Below are 20,340 nucleotides of genomic sequence, written 5' to 3'. Positions count from 1 at the left end.
AAGATCAACACGCCCTAATAACTTCACTATCTTCTCATGCCAACAGTCACGACTCATCTAAGTTTACGGCAGTGGTAAATTTCACGGTTCTCATTGAGACAGAGGTATGGAATTTACGAATATTCAGATCTTTGCGTAGTACTCGCTCCACAAAGTCTTCGTAGGCTTGAATGTCTTTGACCGTCACAATCAACATGAAATCAAAGCTGCCTAATATCTGATAGCACTGCGTGACCTCTTCTGCCTTTGAAATAGAATGGCGAAAGATTTGGTAAATATCCCCTCGATCACGCTCCATTTCCACGGACACAACCAAAGTCATCTTACTGCCGGTCAGTTCTGGATTAATGATGGACACACCACCGACAATCACGCCCTCTTCTCTCAGCCGTTTCACTCGCTTTAAGCAAGCAGGCGGTGACAACCCGACCAGCTCTGCTATTGTCAAATTTCACGTCATTGAAACACTGAAAGTTACTCTCAATACCCTAATTATTGATATTTTGAGTAAAAATAATTTGAGCATGGGTATTTACTAATGACTCAGTTATTACATGCGTATTTTAAAACACCGATAATAAAAAATTATCTTATTAGTTAGAACCCAACGCCTTGTATAAAGCGCCCTCCAGAATAATAACCACGACCTAATCAATGTTATTAAACATCCAAACTATCAACTATTCATTCAACAAAACCCATTAAATAACTGACAATAGAATAAATAACACTCCTTATTTTATATTAACTCTAAATGTTGAAACCGGAACGAATAATTAATTGTAATAATTATCCATTTGATTGGTAAATTTATAAATATATTTTGTTACATAATCAAAACTGATGGCTTGATATAATAATGTCACACAAAACAATGGCTTTAATGGTTCTAATTTTTTCCTCACTGTCACAGGCTTCCACTATTGAGAACGACGAACTATTACTGAAGTCATTGATTAAACAAGGTGTTATCTGTTCAGGCTTAACCTATGAGGAAAATCAAGAAGCTTTGCGTATCTATCTCAACGCTAAAAAAGTGAAGAGCACTCCGTTTGATTCAAAAAATAGAAAAGAGACAACCAATAAAAAAGAGATAGAAGGTAAAAAACATACAACAAACACACGTCAGTTAAATAAGACACCACAAGAGTGTATTAGGCCAAACTCGGACAACAGATCCGAATAAGGCAAGTTGATACTGATATCGACATGGAAATATAAAAAGGAAATATAATGAAAATGATGAGAAAAACATTGTTGGCTTCAGCAATGCTTACTCTATTTAGCGTCAGTAGTTATGCAAAAACACCGATTGATTTAGGCGTTGTTAATGAAGACAAACTTATCGAAATGCTAGTTAGACAAGGCTTAGTCGATCAAGATGCAACCGATGTTGCAAAACACGATGCTCTTGACCGTTACTTGAAAAATAAGATCAATTCCGGTTTTAAAGGCGATGCTCAATTCGGTAAAAAAGCGCTAGAACAACGAGCGAAAATACTCAAAGCCATCGAAAAAGGGTCTGGTGTTAAAAAAGCAAGCGTATTTGCTTTAGAGCTCGGCACCAAGCGTACCGATAAAGTACTGGCTCTATTGGTCGATTTCCCTGATTTGAACTGGGATGACAACAAGCTGACCGAAGAGCACACCCAAATGCTCTACGAGAGCTACAACCCAGAACATTATCAAGAGTTGTTGTTTTCAAACTCTGGCTACACAGGGCCAAACGGCGAAAACCTAATCTCGATGCGTCAGTATTACCAAAGCGAATCGGGTGACAGTTACAGCGTTGCAGGTCAAGCTGCGGGTTGGTATCGCGCCTCTAAACCTGCGTCATTCTATGGTGGTAACTCCCCGACGACCGACAACGACTTAAACGCACAGGAACTGGTTCGTGAAGCACTTAATCAATTGGCTCAAGATCCGAGTATCAACCTAGCCGATTACGATATCGAAGATCGTTACGATTACGACGGTGACGGAAACTTCCGTGAACCGGATGGTGTGATTGATCACCTAATGGTATTCCACGCATCTGTTGGCGAAGAAGCCGGTGGTGGCGTATTAGGCCCTGATGCTATCTGGTCTCACCGATTCAACCTTGGTCGCACACATGTGCTTGAAGGTACCTCTAGCTCGCTTCCCGACCGCTTTGGTGGCCAATACGCGGCATTTGATTACACCATTCAACCGATTGATGCAGCAGCGGGTGTCTGTGCTCACGAGTATGGCCATGATTTAGGCTTACCAGACGAGTACGACACGCAATACACAGGCAAGGGTGAACCAGTATCTTACTGGTCAATCATGTCTTCAGGCAGCTGGGCTGGCAAAATTGGTGGCACACAACCAACGGCATTCAGCTCTTGGGCAAAGCACTTCCTACAAAAATCGATTGGTGGTCGCTGGGTTAACGATGATCAAATCTCGATTGATGACCTAGAAGACAACCCACAAGTTTATACACTGTTCCAAACAACGGATAACAGCCGTCCGAACATGATTAAGGTCGATCTTCCTGAAAAGCAAATTGAAAGTCTGAAACCCTTTGAGGGAGAGTATTCATTCCACTCTCAAAAAGGCGATGATCTGAAAAATAGCATGACTCGCAAGTTGGTGATTCCAGCGGGTGATTCTGCATTGCTTTCGTTCAAAGCGTGGTATGAAATTGAGAAAGACTACGACTTCGCTCGCGTGCTAATCAACGGACAAGCAATAGCTGGCAACATCACCTCAATGGATGACCCATACAATACTGGCCTCGTTCCTGCTATTGGCGGCGAATCTAGCGGGTGGATTGACGCTGAGTTTGACGTATCACAATGGGTAGGCCAAGAAGTAGAGCTTTCGTTTGAGTACATCACCGATGGTGGCTTGGCGATGGAAGGCTTCTATCTGGATAACCTCAGTGTGGTCGTGGATGGTGAAGTAACCTCAATAGACGATGGAGAAAGCAACTCCACCTTCGCCCTAAATGGCTACAAGCTAAGTAATGGATTCCACCAAGCGCAACACTACTACCTACTGCAATGGCGTAGCCACATGGACGTTGATGAAGGCCTAGCCAACATCAAACGCATGGGCCAACTCATCTCATTCGACCCAGGATTGATCATTTGGTACGTCGACGAATCACTCACCGACAACTGGGTAGGTAAACACCCTGGTGAAGGTTGGTTAGGCGTGGTCGATGCAGACCAAAATGCCATGGTGTGGGCAAACTCTGGTGAAGTGGCTCAAACACGCTACCAAGTTCGAGACGCTGCGTTTTCACTCAAAGATCATACTCCAATGCGCCTTGTAAACAGCGATAATGATGTACTCGAAGATACCAGTTTGGTTGGCAATGCTAGCTTCTCGGATGACCAAGATTACACATCGCCTCAAGCGCCTGATTCAGGACGCATCCTGACGGAGTTTGGTTTAGCGGTCGATATTGTGAATCAGAGTGATAACAACGAATACGGTGTGGTTCGCTTATCTAAAGTAAGTCAACACAACATCGTTCCTACTGCGAACTTCGAGCTTAATGTGACTGGCCTGAATGTTTCTGCAAACAACTTCAGCTCAGACCAAGACGGTGAGATCGCCCGTTACCTATGGGACTTTGGGAACGGCACAACAAGTAACGAAGTGGCACCAACTTGGTCTTACGAGCAAGCGGGCGAATACACGGTGAACTTGACTGTTGTCGACGACAAAGGCGCTACCGCTTCATTTAGCTCCGTAGTGAGTGTTGAATCTCCAAACGCCCTTCCAGAAGCAAGCGCGAAGTACATTCACTTGGGCCGCTGGGTAACCATGTGGTCTACAAGTTCAGACAGCGATGGTCGTATTGTTGATACCGAGTGGACACTTCCAAACGGAAAGGTGAAACGAGGTCGCACATTCACGTCAATCTTCCCTTCATACGGAAAGCACGAGGTGACACTTAAGATAATCGATGACCAAGGTGGGATTACAACTAAGACAATTTTGGTCGACCTGTAGCTCATCTTGGGTCTTAGGTCTTAGGTCTTAGGTCTTAGGTCTTAGGTCTTAAACGATAGACCATCAAAATAAGTACGCGGCTCTATCACGCGTACTTACAAGCAAGCTTAAGCACTGTTGTCTTCGAGCATGAGCCAAGACAGCAGTTTTAAGAAAACGTTATTATTTAAGCCGTAAGCAAAAGCCCTACCGCTTTGGTAGGGCTTTTTATTGGTCGCAGTTCGAGATGCTAAGGTTCTAATCACAGTAACGAATTTACTGAACCACCATTCGATGAGCCATTACACAGGCTGCTTTTGAATACGCGATTTACGAGCACTGAATGCGAACAGCAAGATAACAGCTAACACGAATGGCAATACGTAGATATTGAGGTTCTGCCACCCTGCTGTCGATTCTAGCCAACCAGAGAGCATCGCTGTAATAGTCACACAGCCAAAGACAATAAATTCATTAAACGCTTGTGCCTTAGCTTTATTCTGCGATTGGTAGGACTGACTAAACAAACCTGTTGCCGCGATAAACATGAAGTTCCAACCCACACCAAGCACAACCAAAGCCGCTCTGAAGTGCCAAATAGATTCGCCATGAATGTTAATCGCGATACAGACGACGAACAGAATCCCGCCTGCCAAGATCATCATTCTTGAGCCAAACCTCTCGATAAGTGATCCGGTAAAAAATGCAGGTACAAACATCCCCAGAACATGCCACTCAATCACGCCAGCAGCTTTAGTAAAGTCAAAACCACAACCAATCATTGCCAATGGCGTTACTGTCATCAGGATATTCATCACCGCATAAGCGACCATGGCAGCAAACACTGCGCCAATAAAGTTAGGCGCTTTTACTATCACACTGAGAGGATCGGATTTAGGTGCCTGACTATTAAAAGAGACTTTTGGAAACTGAATTGTTTGTAAGATGAGTAACGCAAGAATGTTCAATCCAATCAAAGAAGCAAAAGCACCAATGTACAAGCCATCTTGCGACCACTGTTGCGACATAATCGCCAAATTTGGTCCTAATACCGCGGCTAAAACGCCACCAGCCATCGAGATAGAGATCGCTCGGTGACGGGCATTTTCATCACACACCTCGATTGCAGCAAAACGATAAAGCGTGCCAAAACCTATGCCTATCCCAAGTAAGAACGTAGCGAAACAAAACAAATAGAAATGTTGTTGAGACAGTGCGTAGGTGGCAAGACTAGCTCCTGTAATGCCAACCACATTACCAATGCTAAATCCTCGCTTTCTCCCTAACTTGCCTGAAATTAAAGATGCTGGAATAGTGGCTGCCATTAAACCCAAAAACTGCAGTGCAACCGGCAAGGTGATCATGCTGACACTGGGTGCAATCTGCTTACCGATCAAACCAATCACAGAGATCAGTAATATGTTACCCGTCATCAACAAGGCCTGACACAGTGAAAGCAGCCAAACATTTCTATTCATCTTCGTTCCTAAATATGAGCACAGTTGGTCAATAGACCAAAAATTCAACAAAGTCGCAACACTTTGTTACTCATAGCAACTCTACAAAGCGACCAATAGACCAATATAAAGTGCTACCACCACATGACTTTGATTAGCGTTACTTAAGACGCTAGAGTTGAAATTATCATTACTTAAGATAATAATAATTTTCTGTTATTTATTGGCTTTGTTATTTATAGGCTTTAGTATTTGAAGGTGAGTATGATTAATCCACTTTGGCTCAATACGTTTAAGACTCTGGTTGAAGTTGGCCATTTCACCCAAACGGCAGAAAAGTTGTATATGACACAACCTGGAGTCAGCCAACACATCAAGAAGCTTGAACAAGCTTGTAATTGTGACCTGCTATCTCGAGAAAACAAGAGCTTCGAACTGACCGAACAGGGTCGGATTATGTATCGCTATGCGATCAAACTAGAGAAAGACCAAGAAGATCTTTTTGAGTCTCTGAGTTTTGATAACCCTTATGCTGGGCAATGTCACTTGTCTTGCTCTGGCTCACTCTCTTTGCGTCTGTATCCTAAGCTTCTTGAACTTCAACAGCAACACCAAGAGCTCAGCATTAACTTAGAAGCCGCTCCAAACAAAAAGATATTGAATGACCTAAGCGAAGGCACTACCGATATCGGCATTGTTAGGCATTCCCCGAACGACAGCTACTACCAAAGCCAAGTCATCGGCAAAGAAGCACTGTGTCTTATTGTTCACCACAGCCTTGCTGATTTAGAGATAACGCCGCAAGTATTGAATGACATTGGCCTGATTGCCCACCCAGATTCTGCACACTATCTGTCTTTGTATTTCGACCTTTGCGGAGATAAAGACTTAGCGAACATCAACGTTAATGAGATACCAAGATCTGGCTACATCAATCAGCTTCACCAGATCTTGCTACCCGTATCAAAAGGATTAGGTTTTACCGTGTTACCGGCTGGCGCGGTTGAACACTTCCCAGATAGAGACAAGCTACACGTTGTGCCGCCAAAGGTAGAAGTTGAGGAAACGTTGTATCTGGTTCAAAAACGAAACCGAAAACTGCCGCACCGATACGATACGGTTGTTGAATTGATCAAACAGAATGTGAGTGGTTAGTTCGGTATAGATAGATTTAAAGCCTTTAGCTAGCGCGTTATTTCGCTGTAAGAGCTAAAGGCTTTAATGTTGAAGTGATATTTATAAAAGACAACTACTCAGAAGCGCCAAGCCCCTCTTTGGCTCGTTCAAAGTCATAATTATCTAACGCACTTTGAACATCTTTAAGAACAACAGAATGTGGATACTGTGCCAGTAACTCAGTCACATATTGAGTTGCATCGTTATCATACGCATCCAGCAGTGATAGCAACTGAGCATGCTGTTCTGACGTGATGCTCGGTGAGTCAGAGGTATCAGCAAGACTCACATCGGCTACTTCAGAACTTGTCGTATTAGATCCTTTGGCACCAGGCACATCAAAGCTGATCTCAACTGCTTTAATCAGTTCAATTAACCCAAGCTCACCTTGTTTAAGATCCTCTTCATCACACGCCTTGTTATGAGCTTTGCTTTCTAAATCACTGAGTAACTCTGCCAATCGCAACCCACCAATCGAAGCTGCCATGCTTTTTAAGGTATGTAGATTACGCTCTAACGTCTCCCATTCGCCTTGTACTAAGCTATCAAAAGCATCCGACATCATGTCTGGTGATCCTTTGCAGAACCTATCAAGCATTTTGGCTTGCAGTTTCACATCATGATAAGTCAGTTGCTCAAACCTCGACTGAGAGAAAACAGGCGGTTTTATGTGAGTATCAGAGTGTAATTCCGCACTCTCATCAGAATCACCTGTCTGTATCGCATCTGAATGCGTTCTACCTTCAACTAATACCTCAGGAACAATGTATCGAGTAATCAGAGACATCGCTTTATCAATAACAATAGGCTTGTCTAAGAAGTCCGTGACACCCGCTTCCCTCGCTCGTTGTTTCGCATCAGCAAAAACATTGGCTGACATTGCAATAATCGGTACATCTATATCGAATTCACGAATCAAACGGGTAGCTTCAAAGCCGTCCATAATCGGCATTTGAAGATCCATGAAGATTATTTCGTAGTCGTTGTTTTTAGCTAACTCCAGCGCTTCCTTTCCGTTTTCAGCAAGATCGGCATTTAATTTAGAGCGACTGAAAAATGCTAAGGCTAGATCTTGGTTCAGCTCATTGTCTTCAACCAATAACACTCTTTGGCCTTTGAACTCTATCTGGTAATCCAGTTGCAGTTCTTGGGCTTTGAAGTCGGCTAACGCATCCGAGCTTGATCGTGGCAATGTCAGTACAAAGGAGAACTCACTGCCTTGCCCGTAAACACTCTCCACCGTAATTTGACTGCCCATCGCATGCACTAATTTCTGGCTAATGTTGAGTCCAAGCCCTGTACCGCCAAACCGACGTGTCGTTGTGCTATCCGCTTGGCTAAAGGCTTCAAACAGCTTGTGCAGATTCTCATCCGAGATGCCTATCCCGGTATCCATCACACTCACTCTCATGGTTAGGCTGCTGTCGTTCGAGTCAACATGCTCCACCGTTAACGCTACGCTGCCTTTTTCCGTAAACTTAATCGCGTTGCCCACAAGGTTGAGTATGACTTGGAACAACCTCAATGGATCGCCTTGTAGTGGCGTGTCTAACTCTGGGTCGATGACCATAGACAAATTGAGTTGCTTCTCAGCCGCTTTCGATTCCATCAACTCAATCACATCTTTAAAAGTCGTTACGGGATCAAACGGGACGTTATCAATAACAAGTTGCCCAGCTTCTATCTTTGAAAAATCAAGGATGTCATTGATGATACCGAGTAACGAATGGCCAGAACGGTGCACTTTCTCAATATAATTTCGAGCTACAGGATTAGATATTTCGCCAATCGCCAGATAAGACAAGCCAATAATGGCGTTCATTGGGGTTCTTATCTCATGGCTCATATTGGCTAAGAATTCCGATTTAGCTTGGCTCGCCAAATCGGCTCTCTGTTTCTCTTCTTCCAATTGTTCGTTAAGGCGCTTCATTTCTGAAATATCGAATGCCCAAAATAGTGTGGCGACTTCACCATCAATCTCAAAAAGATAGTAACTGACCAAAGCAACAAATCGGGTTCCATCAGACTTTCTGAGTACTAACTCCCTATTTTCAACTTTACCGTTAAGGTCGAGCTCTTCATGCACGCCATCACGAACGCTCAGCGAATCATGGATAGCGGCAACGTCGATAGAAGACAACGCCTGATCTTCCACGCCAAACAAACGTTTTGCCGTATCGTTCGCGTAACGAACCTCTTCTTCAAATACCACACTAGCTGCAATTGGAGAGCTATTTAGCATGTTGTAGAGTTGGTTCTGCGCCTTTTCCAGAGCTTCGGTCGCTTCCTTAGCAATACTGATCTGCTTCGCTAATTTACGATTCCAGAAAATAATAAGAAGAAGGATCACCAGAGAAAAAACCGAAATAGTGTAAACCAATTGATAATCAACTCTTTCTATCGCTTTGGGCGCCGCCCACTTCGCCGATATCTTTTGATGTTCTTCAGCAGAAATACTCTCAATCGCCTTATTCACAATCGAATAAAGCAAAGGTTCAGATTTGATGACATGCAGAGTTGGCGATAGGAAGAAGTCTAACCGGCCGATGATACCAACCCCTCGATGACCAAATGAATCAATGAGGTAATTGAGGACATCAACAGTGTCGACCATGCCGTCTAAGGTTTTATCATCCAATCGGTTGAGCCCATCGGCCGTGGATTCTACCTCTACCCACTCAACGTTCGGGTACTTATATAAAATCGCGTTAGTATTTGCCGCATTCTTCAATATACCGATTTTCCAACCATCAGCTTCTTCAAGTACCAAGCTACTAACGTCTCTTCTCGATGCAATGGCCAAACGACTTGAAAACAAGCTTTTAGCTGCTTTGACGTTATCTCCTAACGAACGATTCTCTTGAGCTGCTGAGACCAGTTCCACTTCATGATGATCAACCAAGCTTCGGGTCTCAGACCAATTCGCCACGTCAACATGCTGAATACTTAGCCCTGTTTTTTGTTCAATCAGCGTTAGATAATCATCAATCATCCCGATGTATTCACCGGTATTGGATACCGCTTCATAAGGTAACGAATTCGGATCGATACCTATACGTACATCCGGATTATCTTTAATCCACGCCCTCTCTTTTTGGCTTAGATTTAGGATCTCTCCAGTCAAGTTACTCGCTTGATAAACATCCGCAATATAGCGTTTCGCCGCATCTCCGAATGAACTAAATTGTTCGACAGATGGAAAATAAACATAGTTCCGCTCTAACGAATTAACATCAAAGTAGAAAGTCATCGAACCAGAGTTGATACTCCCTCCCTTGGTCCTATAATTCGCCACCTTGGTGACTGATGAAAAGTGAGAGGTATTTTTCTTCTCTCCATATTGATCAACTAGGTTGCCTATGTACCAAGATTTGATCGGGCGACTATTGTTATCCGCTTGTGCGGTGATCACCTGAAAAGAACTGTCCGTGTCGAAAATTTCAAACACTTCCGTCAACTCTTCAAAGCGGTCGTTGACGATAAAATACGCAGATATTTGCGCGATAATATTCGCTTTTTTAAGGACTAGGCTTAAATCACTCTGAACCTGCATCTCGATAATTTGGTTTAAGCCGTCATCCTCCTGTTTAAGCCTTTTAATTGCGGCATTGAAGCTATCTCTGATTTCTTCACTCTTAAAGTCCACATAGATCGGATACTCAACTTTATACTCGTCATGTAGCGTTAGCTCTGCCATTTCAATAAAACGAGTATTGGTGATAAACCACTCTAGCACTCTTCGTTCAACCATTAGCAGGTCAACATTTTGAGCCCTCAACTGCGAGAATGCTGATTCAAGATCTTCGTAATCTTCAACACGATCAATGTCTAACTTACTCTTCAGAACTTCAACAGAGTTTTTAATTGTGGATGTTTCGTCGAACAATAACGCCCCTAATGATAGGTCTTTTGGGGATTGAAGTTGGAGTTTGCGGCGAGTTAGTGAAACAGGAACAAACTCAACATTAAAAACGTTATCACTTAAAAAGTGCGCATTAGGATCATCAAACTGAACACCAGAAAAAAAGGCTATAGAATTATTGTTATCGATGGCTTTTTTAGCGGCGCTAGGTGGAAGTGTGACAACGTCACCTAGTTTATATCCCATGTCATTCAGTGCACGCTGAAGAATGTCGTACTGTAGCCCGACTGCGGTGCTGTCTGGGTAAATATACGGAGGGTTACCAAAGCCAAACACGCCTTTTAGCGGCACTCGATAGGGGGAACTGTCTAGCCACTTCGATAAAATCTGGTTCTTGTTATCAACGTCGAAGGTTTCAATCTGTTTGTTGATTAGCGTCAGCAGTTCTGGTTCATCGGTTCGAATCACCATTGATGCTTCAAACCTTTTCCAATGCTCCAGAACATAATTTACCGCTAAATCATGAACGCCAATCTTTTTCGCAAGATCCATAGTGGTGATAGGTTCACCGACCATGCCTTCGACATCCCCGGCCCCTAACGCACGTACTGCATCAATAACGTTATCAAAATTCACTCGCTCAATAGAACTCAATTTGACACCGGCTCGCTCCAAGTCGATATTTTCATTAACCATCGCGATGCGGCGCTTTTGAGTTTGGTCGATGTTGGTATCTATTTTGTTGTCGATGGGAACAATCACTGCGACCTGATAAGGAATATAAGGATCACTTGCAAGAAAACGGCCACCTTCACTTGGGTCGAACTGTTGGAATGGGAATACATCGCCTCGCCCGTCGACTAACGCGGCTTTAGCCTCGACACGCGAGTTAACTGTGACAAACCGAACATGAACACCAAAACGCTGTTCAAGATCCAGTGTCCAATCTTTGATGATCCCAGAAACTTGCCCATCATCATCGATGAATGAGTAAGGATAATGGTTGGCCAAGACAACAAAAGTTACCGTTGGTTGGTTTCCCAACCACTGATTTAACTCAGTATCTGTTACCTCAGCAGCATTCGTAGATCGCATTAGCAGTGGCCACACCAAAAGTGTAATGGCCAGAAAAACAACCAAACGATTTAGCGACAACATCAAGCCATCACTCATCTCTAAATTTCTCTTTAATTGCTAGAATCTCAGGTAACTTCAGAAAAAACACATCAACGATAGTTGGATCAAAATGTTTGCCTTTCTGTTCTTCAAACAAGTTCAGCGCCTCATCAATACTCCAAGCTTTTTTATAAGGGCGCTCTGCGGTCAGGGCATCAAACACATCAGCAACAGCCGCAATTCTTCCAACCAATGGGATACCTTCACCAGCTATCTGGTTTGGATAACCACTGCCATCCCATTTTTCGTGATGATATTGCGCCACCTGAATAGCCATACGCATCAGTTTGGAATCACTCTGCCTACCAAGTATATCAACACCATATTCGACATGCTTTTGCATAATTGTCCACTCGTCGGCGTCCAATTTACCCGGCTTGAGTAATACGCTATCAGGAATACCGATCTTGCCAATATCATGCATTGGTGCTGCATCACGCAACGTCTCGGCATCTTCGTCAGTCATTCCCAAGGCTTTAGCTAGCACTTCACAGTAGTGACTCATACGCTTAACGTGCATGCCTGTTTCATTGTCTTTAAATTCAGCAGCTCTACCCAGTATGTTCAGTGTTTCTAGCTTACCGAGATTGATCTCTTGAGTTTTCTCTTTTACCTGACTAAACAACGCGCGTTGTTGGTCATAAAGTGCGATATGCGTTTTCACACGCTGGAGTGCAATTGCAGGGGTTATCGGCTTGGTTAGGTAATCGACAGCCCCCAAGGAGAGCCCTTTTACTTCGGCTTCTGGACCAATTGTGGCGGTCACGAAAATGATAGGAATGTGAGCCGTATTCGGCTGAGCTTTAAGTTGGCGGCACACCTCGTAACCATCGATGTCAGGCATCATGATATCAAGGAGGATAAGGTCTGGCTGCGGCACCATCTTCGCAATTTTGATACCAATTGTGCCGTTAATCGCTACTTTCACTTGATAAGTATCTTTGAGTATTGCCGTTAACACATCCAAGTTACTTGGGGTGTCATCCACGACTAACACTATAGGTTTCCGACTCATTGATACCTCGTATACAAATCAAACAGTTATAACCCTAGTGTAGAACGGTTTTCAGAGGTTAAGCAGAAAAAAAGCAATTGATTTTCAAAAATGAAGAGTAGATCTTCGAGTGACGTCAAACTAACGGTTTGAGTCTAGCCTGATGTCAGAAACTCGGCGGACGATCCCAGGTACAAATCAGATAGAGGCAAAAACTTTGGTTCACAATATATTCAATTGAGGGCGGATCAGATCATAAATAAAGACCCGTTCATTGGAATGGTCAAACACTTGATTAACAACACCACCAGCCATATGCGAGTGTCCTCCACCAAAACCAACACCCGTATCATTCAGCGATCTCTTTATCACCTTAGCCATGTCATTCTGGGGGCATTCAGAACGCAATGAAACAAATGTTCTCTCATGACTACGGGCACTCAACACCACAATATCTAGTTCATCAACTGTAAGTAGAAAGTCACCAAGCACTCCTAGCATATTTTTGGGACACCCTTCTGGTAAGCTCCCAAATGCACAATTTCCGTCTTTCCTAATAGATTCAAACATGAAATCAAATAACTTCAACTCTTGATATTCGATTTGATTTCGACAAATACGATTGACCATATTCATATCAGCACAGTTTTGAAGTTGAAGTAGGGCTTTGATATCAGCTTTGTTCATTGCGCGGGTAAAATTTGCCGTATCGAACGTCAATCCAACAAGTAGAGCCGTCGCTACGCGGTCGGGAATTGGAATATCATAATGATTAAAGTACTCCACCATAATGGAAGCTGTTGCGCCATAGTTAGGTCGAATATCTGAAAACCAAACGAAACTGGGTGCTACAACCTGATGATGATCGATCACCCCAACTTCTATACCCGGTAAGTCGGTAACATTTTTTTCACCAATACAGCCATCTACCACAATGATTTTGTCATTGGGCTTTAAATCTAATCGATGTGACTTAACTATGGGAATATCAAGCCAACCAATCAAATTATGTAAAGAAACACGATCAATAAAGCCTTGATAAGTAATGAGTGGTTTAAAGCCCTTCTTTCTAAGTAAATAAGCGAGAGCAAAAGCGGAGCCAACCGCATCATGATCAGGAAAGTCATGAGCTTGAATGATGATTCGTTCGCAGTCCCTGAGACGCTCAAGAAAATCGTTAAATGAGAAAATAGACATACCTCACCTTAACCTTTCAAGTTTTCTATTGTATTAAGAACAGTTTCAGTACCACCACCCAATGGACTAACTATCTCATCTCCATATTGTATTCCAATAAAAACACCGAGAGCGATTAAGATAAGACTAGCAACTTTTAACATGAGAACACCACTAACTATAAATAAAGCGAATCAATTGAGTTCTAAACGTAAGAACACCTAACTCCTAAGCCTCTCAAACAGAAGAAATTTAATAAACACCCATTCCAAATTAACTAAAACTTACTCACACTTAACAAAACAAACATTGACTTATATCCCATTACGATTAATGCGCCATTGAGTGATATTCAACTAGACTATATGGTCTTGAGCTCATCTGACACTACGGCCATATGGAAAACTTATCTAATGACACGGAATAGAATTGTCACAGGTATGCTATTTGCGTTAGCACCAACTCTTAGTTTTGCTAACGCTGACAATCAATTTGAATTTTCGCACTCTAAACAGGGAACTGTATGTTCATCTAATCCTGATATTTGGCAGCTTGGCGGTGAGCTGCAAGTTGATGCTCCTATTTCGCTGAATGGCAAGGTCATCACTCGCGGCGGACAAAAAAAAGCAAGCAATAATGTTGACCTATTTGCAGGACAAGAGTCCTCTACCGAACAACATTACATGACGAGTTCTATCGGATGTATACAATCTGACGACCCAATGTCATTGGTTGGTGCTGTCGCCTCTTTATACGAAGTACAACACACCACATTGAGCAGCTCAGACATTCCACCACCAGTTCGAGAGCCTGATCTGCCCAAAGCGCCAGAAATCGTCAAAGATCAATTTGAAACCAAAACTCAATTTGATCAACGCGTCGAAAAATTGCGAATAGAACGACAACAACAAATAGCCGCTATACAACTTAAATACCGTCAACAAGTAGAAGCTCGAAATGCCAAAATTCGAGTCCTACAAGAAGGGGCAGACTCTCGAAAGGGCAACTTGGGCGTGCAAAAAACTCGACTCGTTGCTAAGGCTTTTAGAGATGTAATGGGTAAGCCGGTCGTCACAACAAAGAGTTATGATGCTGAAAACCAGCAAATGCACCTGTTGTTTAAAGCGTCAAATCAAAACTATCAGCGAGACATTATTCTAAATGTACCTCTTGAGCAGGCGCGTGATGTCTTCAGCAATATCGATAACCTTGACCTCGCACTCACCTACTCTTATGACGAGAATCAACTAGAGCTCGTAAATATAAAAGGCAACTACAATGACGTAATGTTCTCAGGGGATGTGGCTAAAAGTAATTATCAGCCCGAAGCTCTGAGTGTGGTTATTAACAGTGGCCCAAGCAGTGCCGAGACTCCAGGGCTAGAGATGCAAAACCCTAACTTAATCGATGCGTTTGAAGTCGATTCACGCCTCTCGGCAACGGACAACACCGCCTCTGATGAATTGAAGCAACTACTTAATGGCTTTGTGCCTGTGGAAAGTAATTCATCCAACTGGTTCTTCAACCTATCTATCGAAGATTACGCAAATTCAGATCAAGTAGCTTTTGCGCGCAGCAGTGGTGAAGTGATGTCTGACGTCGCGACAAAAGTTCTGGGTGTTCCAGAAAGGCACGTCTACGAACTCATTGACCGTGACGCAACCAGTGGTGCGATTAAAGATAAGTTACGTTTAATGTTAGACAACGTCGATGAAGGCGATACGGTTTACTTTTACTACAGTGGACACGGTATCCCTGCGATTCCCGATAATGATCCTTACATTCTCCCGCAAGATAAGATCCCTGACTACATAACTGATGATGAGTTCTTCAAACTCGATAACCTCTACAAAACACTGTCTAGCAGTAAAGCAGGCAAGATAGTCGTTATGGTAGACAGTTGTTTCAGTGGAGCGACTGATGGTGTATCGGTCATCAAAGGGGTTGCCGCCTCCAGACTGGCACCGAAAAAAGTCAGTATTGATCCTGAGCGTATGGTCGTGATCACTGCGGGACGCGATAAAGAGTATTCCAATATGTACCAAGAAAAAGGTCATCGCCTGTTTAGTTACTACCTCATGAAGTCAATGATCGAGGGAAACAAGGATGTGAATACGCTTTATCAAGATGTTTACGACAAAGTGAAATCTGCCTCTTTTGAGATGGGGGATTTAAAACGTCAACATCCAACAATTACCGGTAACCAGACTATGTCCCTTTAAGAGCATGTCTCTTTAAAAACGTTTCTACTTTTAAAAACTATTTCAATTTACAGCATATTTGAAACATTGATTAAGGCTTATATCCATGTTTAAGAAAACACTTTTAGCAAAATCCGCTCTTCTAATCTCATCAACAGCCTTCGCTGCGGATGTAGAAAACTCCAATCTAGATATCGCGTTTCAGGGAGCTCACTTCCAAGGTGCTGGTAATCAAGTAACGATGTTGCGAGTACCAGTAACCAACAAAGACACCGGGCAAACTCAATTCTTTGATATGAGTGCAGAATTCTCAGCAGACAAAAATGGCAACCTAATCTTCCAAAATATGAGCTCAGTAAAATCTGTAGCTTTTGCAAGCGCTAACCAGTTGCTCTCAGGACACTACTTAGATGGAAAAAACTGTAGTTGGTTTGTTGATGGCCCTTCAGTAGGAGCAAATGGCCGTTCAGTCTGGTCGTTTTTTATGCCCGGCAATAATATAGGATGTAAGAACAATAATGATTATGCAGGGACTGTAATGAGCGGCCCAGTGCAAGGTAACGAGTTAATCAAAACCATGTTACCATATAAAACTTTATCCAAAGCTTCCGATCATAACCTAAATTATGGTGTTTATGACGGAGACTATGTTGTTTCAGCAAGCCAATCTGGCTCACTTATTTCTTTTGTTGCTCATTCACATTCAGATGCTCGTGTAAGATTTAGTTGGACAGTAAAACAAGCACCTTATCCAGGAAAAAAAGAAGACTAATGAAAATAATAGCGCTAATCATCTCCCTGTCGAGTGCTTGTGCTTTCGCTTCCCCGTCTTGGTATGGGGAAGTGCCATTAGACTTAACCTTGAGCTATGGGTTCGGTAAAGGCAACACTTACCGACAAGCCAAAGACGCAGCTTATCATGATCTGGCTAAAGGTATTGAAAACCAAATTGTCAGTAAGACCACTAGTACTAAAACCTTCGAAAATGGTGAGTTGAAAAAATCTGCGGCTTCTCATAAAGAGTCCATATCCAATGTGGTTTTCCGAAACAACGTCACCATTATCAACAGTGAAAAATCGCAAAACCAGTTTTATGTTCAAGTTCAATATGACCCCGAGTCATTTGCACAAAAGCTCTCTGCTTGGTTAAAGAAATCACAATGTCACCGTGAATTACACCCATACTGGTCAACAACGACCATGCTAAAAAACTGGGTGGAACAACACCAATGTCTGCCGGATATAGATATCGAGCGGTTTGCTGGGGGCTGGATGCTTTCCAACAGTAGTGGCCAGTTAATACTACCGGAAGCAAAGTATAACCACCTATTTTTCAACTATTCAGATGAAAATATAAATATTCACTCATCCAAGCGACGACTCAATGCTGGCGACCATTACTTTATTCAACTCAACTCAAACCAAGCGGGTTATCTCTCTTTGTTTCAAGTTTATGAAGATGGTAGTACAGGCGTGTTAGTTGAAAACCATCAAGTCACAGATGGCGACTCTATCGAGTTTCCAGATAGAAATCAGTATGACGGAATCGAAGCGCTGCTCAACAACGGACAAGAGACATACGATACCAATATCGCATTGCTCTGCCCTACAAAAATAGACACCTCTCGATTTGAGCGATTGGATGAATCGCGTTTATCAACAGACACTCCAGGGTTTGGGTTGATCCTGAACTATTTCGAGCACTGTGATTTTGTCATGGAACGACTCTCGATAGAGAAAGGTTAACCCCTCGGTCAAGGAACAGATATGAAGAAAATAATTTGCCAGCTATCCCCTTTAGCGATACTTATCTCTAGTGGATGGGCGTCTGCAGATACGCTGCAGCAAGCGTGTGAACTTTCAATTACCGAACAAAGTTGCCCTAGCGTCGAACATTTTTTCAATCAACCTTTTGAAGCGAAAGATGAGTTTGAAAAATACAAACTCTGCAGTGAAGCCCAATTTGATCTTTACAAAGTACAAAAGAACTGCGAATTCGATCAATATGTGGCACAAGCTCAACAAGAGTTTGATAAGTTTAAAACCAAAGTTTCAGAATCTTGGGATAATCCTACCTTTAGCGACCAATTTAAGTGGGTCAGCTACAGCCCCTCTCTACAAATAAAGCGTGAAGTTAACTTCGAGAAAAATACGATTCAAGTCACCACTATTACAGGTGAAACAACCTCAATAGAAGAACTCAAAGAAGAGATCGTGCGTACATCTCAGCTGACCATTGGCGAAGCCCAACAAGCCGATGCTTATACCTCTGAACTGATTGAAGCAACAAATGTTGAGAAACTCAGTGATAAGACATTCTTACCCGTTTCCGAAACACCAAAGGTTCAGGCTCAAGAGTTAGACAAAGCTCTTGAAAATGTGGCCGTGACCAAAGCCAAAGACAGTAAAGGCAATACCGTTCTCAAAGCCGTTATTTCTTTTCCGCCAAGTTGGCTTAATCGTAAAGAACAACGCTTTTTTGATACCGTTGAAGTTTACGCAGAAAAATACAAACTTGAGCCTGAATTTATACTGTCTATCATCAAAACAGAAAGCGCTTTCGATCCTACAGCAACCTCACATGTTCCTGCCTTTGGCCTGATGCAAATTGTCCCAAGTTCCGCAGGACTAGATGCGACAAACTTCCTATTTGGTGAACAACAGTTACTGAATAAAGAATACTTATTCGACCCCGAAAAAAATATTGAGGTCGGTACCGCTTATTTGCACTTACTGCGATCTCGCTACTTCAAAGGCGTTACCAATGAAGAGAGCTTAAAGTACTGCATAACAGCGGCTTACAACGGAGGCATGGGGCCAATCTATCATATTTTCGGTGGCAAACGCTCAGTTGCAATCAAGAATATTAACCAGCTTCAACCACAACAAGTATTCCAAACTATCCAACAAAAGCATTCTGCTGCGGAAACTCGTAACTACTTGAAAAAAGTAAGTAAAGCAGAAGTTAATTACGAAAAGAATATGATTTAAGGATAAAACATGAAAAAGACTCTAATTATCGCTGCAATTACTACATTGTCATTTCAAGCAGCCGCTAACTCCGAATTTCCTAGCTGGCGCATGAACCCACAATCTGATTTGCCTGAAGGCTTAATCGCGGGTGTTGCTTGCGTTGAAAGTATGGGAGATATGACGCTTGATATGGACATCGCTTCAATGGAGGCGAGAGCATCACTAGCTGCGTCTCTCGAAGCCATGGTGCAAAAAGAGCTCGATACAAATCGAACCTCGGAGAAAAAGAAGATTGTAACAGCCGATCGTAAAGACAATGTTGTAACTACAACCGTAACCGCTAAATCGACCACAAAACAACTAACCAACCAGCTAATGAAGTTTACCTGGGTAACAGAAAGCGTTTCTGTAGAAAAAGATGTCGAAGAATATTTATGTACCCGTGTGGTTGCACAAGCACCTCAAATTGTTGCTGAATAAGGTTTTATCATGTCAGAACAAGCTCTACCTTCATCTGTTGATAAAGCAGCACTAGAAGAAGACATGTCTTTAACTCAACAAGCTCCCAATGAAGATCAAAAAGATTTTCTTGAAATAATGAGAGAGAAGACACCAAACTCTATCCTTGCCATCATTGCGCTGATCATCGCAGGTGGTCAGTTCAACGATGCTATTGATATGGGAAGCAAAGGTTGGGATCTCCTAATTTCTAACTTTTCAGATGCTCCATCTAACGAGCGTCTTTCTAAAGTCTATATTCGTGCTTCCAGTGGCATTTTAGAAGAGACATTTGGCTCTCCGGTTTATACCAAGATGTCGAATGGTGAGGTACAGGTAAAGTACTACAAAGACAGTAAGTTTATTCTTTCTGCAATAACATCCAACGACACAATAGATGCTTTTCTCATTTTCCCTAAACCGGGGTTTGTCGCTGATGTGAACTACCACGCAGGCAGCGCCACTTATTTGGAAACCAACTTCGTTAACTCGACAACAGAACATGCTGCCATATCCAATATTGCGCGTTCAGGGAATTATTACATTGAAGAAGCAGAAGGTGGTCGCTATGAACTGTTATACAGCTCTGTCGGTGGTTACAGCGAATACCTATCCCCTCTCTCTGCGCAACAACTCAAGTTACTCGCTGATTTTAATGACAAATTGATGATGGAAGAGAATACAAAAGATTCTCTAACTAAACTACGTAGTGAAATCAAGCCAAACTTTTATGGGTATACGACGGTCGATTTAGAATCACTCGCCCCTGCAATTCTTACCAAGCTTGAATATGAGCTAATAACTGATTAACAGCACACTTAATTCATAATTTGTAGTCAGTTATACGTACATCTGACT

14 protein-coding genes and 1 pseudogene are annotated in these 20,340 nt (G+C 42.6%); 9 read left to right on the top strand and 6 right to left on the bottom strand.

What is annotated here, in order from left to right:
• Positions 1-46: 46 nt before the first annotated feature.
• A pseudogene (locus tag AB4371_RS12135) lies at positions 47-451 on the bottom strand (Lrp/AsnC family transcriptional regulator); the annotation flags it as partial.
• A 408-nt stretch (positions 452-859) separates the two neighbouring features.
• Here AB4371_RS12135 and AB4371_RS12130 point away from each other — a divergent pair.
• Both AB4371_RS12130 and AB4371_RS12125 read left to right on the top strand, forming a co-directional pair.
• Positions 860-1,186 carry a hypothetical protein gene (locus tag AB4371_RS12130; protein WP_372149834.1) on the top strand — a complete coding sequence of 109 codons (327 nt, stop codon included), beginning with the start codon at positions 860-862 and terminating at the stop codon, positions 1,184-1,186.
• A gap of 47 nt (positions 1,187-1,233) precedes the next feature.
• On the top strand, positions 1,234-3,990 hold the full coding sequence (locus AB4371_RS12125) for an immune inhibitor A domain-containing protein (RefSeq protein ID WP_372149832.1): 2,757 nt from the start codon (positions 1,234-1,236) through the stop codon (positions 3,988-3,990).
• Between the two features lie 281 nt (positions 3,991-4,271).
• Here AB4371_RS12125 and AB4371_RS12120 read toward each other — a convergent pair whose 3' ends face one another.
• Positions 4,272-5,447 (bottom strand): MFS transporter, encoded by a 1,176-nt coding sequence (locus AB4371_RS12120; RefSeq protein WP_372149831.1) that lies wholly within the window; start codon positions 5,445-5,447, stop codon positions 4,272-4,274.
• A gap of 243 nt (positions 5,448-5,690) precedes the next feature.
• On the opposite strand from AB4371_RS12120, the gene AB4371_RS12115 reads away from it, so the two are divergent.
• Positions 5,691-6,581 carry a LysR family transcriptional regulator gene (locus AB4371_RS12115; protein ID WP_102428994.1) on the top strand — a complete coding sequence of 297 codons (891 nt, stop codon included), beginning with the start codon at positions 5,691-5,693 and terminating at the stop codon, positions 6,579-6,581.
• Positions 6,582-6,675: 94 nt separating this feature from the next.
• Here AB4371_RS12115 and AB4371_RS12110 read toward each other — a convergent pair whose 3' ends face one another.
• The 4 genes from AB4371_RS12110 to AB4371_RS12095 form a co-directional block, all read right to left on the bottom strand.
• Entirely contained in the window at positions 6,676-11,559 is a 4,884-nt protein-coding gene (locus AB4371_RS12110; RefSeq protein ID WP_372149828.1) for an ATP-binding protein, read from the bottom strand.
• Between the two features lie 70 nt (positions 11,560-11,629).
• Positions 11,630-12,655: an HD-GYP domain-containing protein gene (locus tag AB4371_RS12105; RefSeq protein ID WP_029235511.1), complete on the bottom strand. Its 1,026-nt coding sequence runs from the start codon at positions 12,653-12,655 to the stop codon at positions 11,630-11,632.
• Between the two features lie 201 nt (positions 12,656-12,856).
• Positions 12,857-13,831 (bottom strand): bifunctional oligoribonuclease/PAP phosphatase NrnA, encoded by a 975-nt coding sequence (locus tag AB4371_RS12100; protein ID WP_102393616.1) that lies wholly within the window; start codon positions 13,829-13,831, stop codon positions 12,857-12,859.
• A gap of 8 nt (positions 13,832-13,839) precedes the next feature.
• Entirely contained in the window at positions 13,840-13,974 is a 135-nt protein-coding gene (locus AB4371_RS12095; RefSeq protein ID WP_261978795.1) for a hypothetical protein, read from the bottom strand.
• Positions 13,975-14,223: 249 nt separating this feature from the next.
• On the opposite strand from AB4371_RS12095, the gene AB4371_RS12090 reads away from it, so the two are divergent.
• The 6 genes from AB4371_RS12090 to AB4371_RS12065 all read left to right on the top strand — a co-directional run bounded on the left by AB4371_RS12090 (position 14,224) and on the right by AB4371_RS12065 (position 20,292).
• Positions 14,224-16,032, top strand: a complete 1,809-nt coding sequence (locus AB4371_RS12090) for a caspase domain-containing protein (RefSeq protein ID WP_372129014.1) — start codon at positions 14,224-14,226, stop codon at positions 16,030-16,032.
• A gap of 85 nt (positions 16,033-16,117) precedes the next feature.
• Positions 16,118-16,783, top strand: coding sequence for a hypothetical protein (locus tag AB4371_RS12085; protein WP_372149826.1), 666 nt, complete (start codon positions 16,118-16,120; stop codon positions 16,781-16,783).
• A complete protein-coding gene (locus AB4371_RS12080) occupies positions 16,783-17,757 on the top strand; it encodes an LPP20 family lipoprotein (protein ID WP_048662235.1) in 975 nt (324 codons plus the stop codon). The genes AB4371_RS12085 and AB4371_RS12080 overlap by 1 nt, the downstream gene beginning before the upstream one ends.
• A 21-nt stretch (positions 17,758-17,778) precedes the next feature.
• Positions 17,779-19,002 carry a murein transglycosylase domain-containing protein gene (locus AB4371_RS12075; RefSeq protein WP_372149824.1) on the top strand — a complete coding sequence of 408 codons (1,224 nt, stop codon included), beginning with the start codon at positions 17,779-17,781 and terminating at the stop codon, positions 19,000-19,002.
• 9 nt (positions 19,003-19,011) lie between these two features.
• Positions 19,012-19,464: a hypothetical protein gene (locus tag AB4371_RS12070; protein WP_372149821.1), complete on the top strand. Its 453-nt coding sequence runs from the start codon at positions 19,012-19,014 to the stop codon at positions 19,462-19,464.
• 9 nt (positions 19,465-19,473) lie between these two features.
• Positions 19,474-20,292, top strand: coding sequence for an ETEC_3214 domain-containing protein (locus AB4371_RS12065; protein ID WP_170963338.1), 819 nt, complete (start codon positions 19,474-19,476; stop codon positions 20,290-20,292).
• Positions 20,293-20,340 lie beyond the last annotated feature (48 nt).

The organism is Vibrio sp. 10N.261.51.A3 (assembly GCF_041471965.1).
Lineage (GTDB): Bacteria > Pseudomonadota > Gammaproteobacteria > Enterobacterales > Vibrionaceae > Vibrio > Vibrio crassostreae_C.
This window is presented reverse-complemented; position numbering and strand designations above follow the sequence as displayed.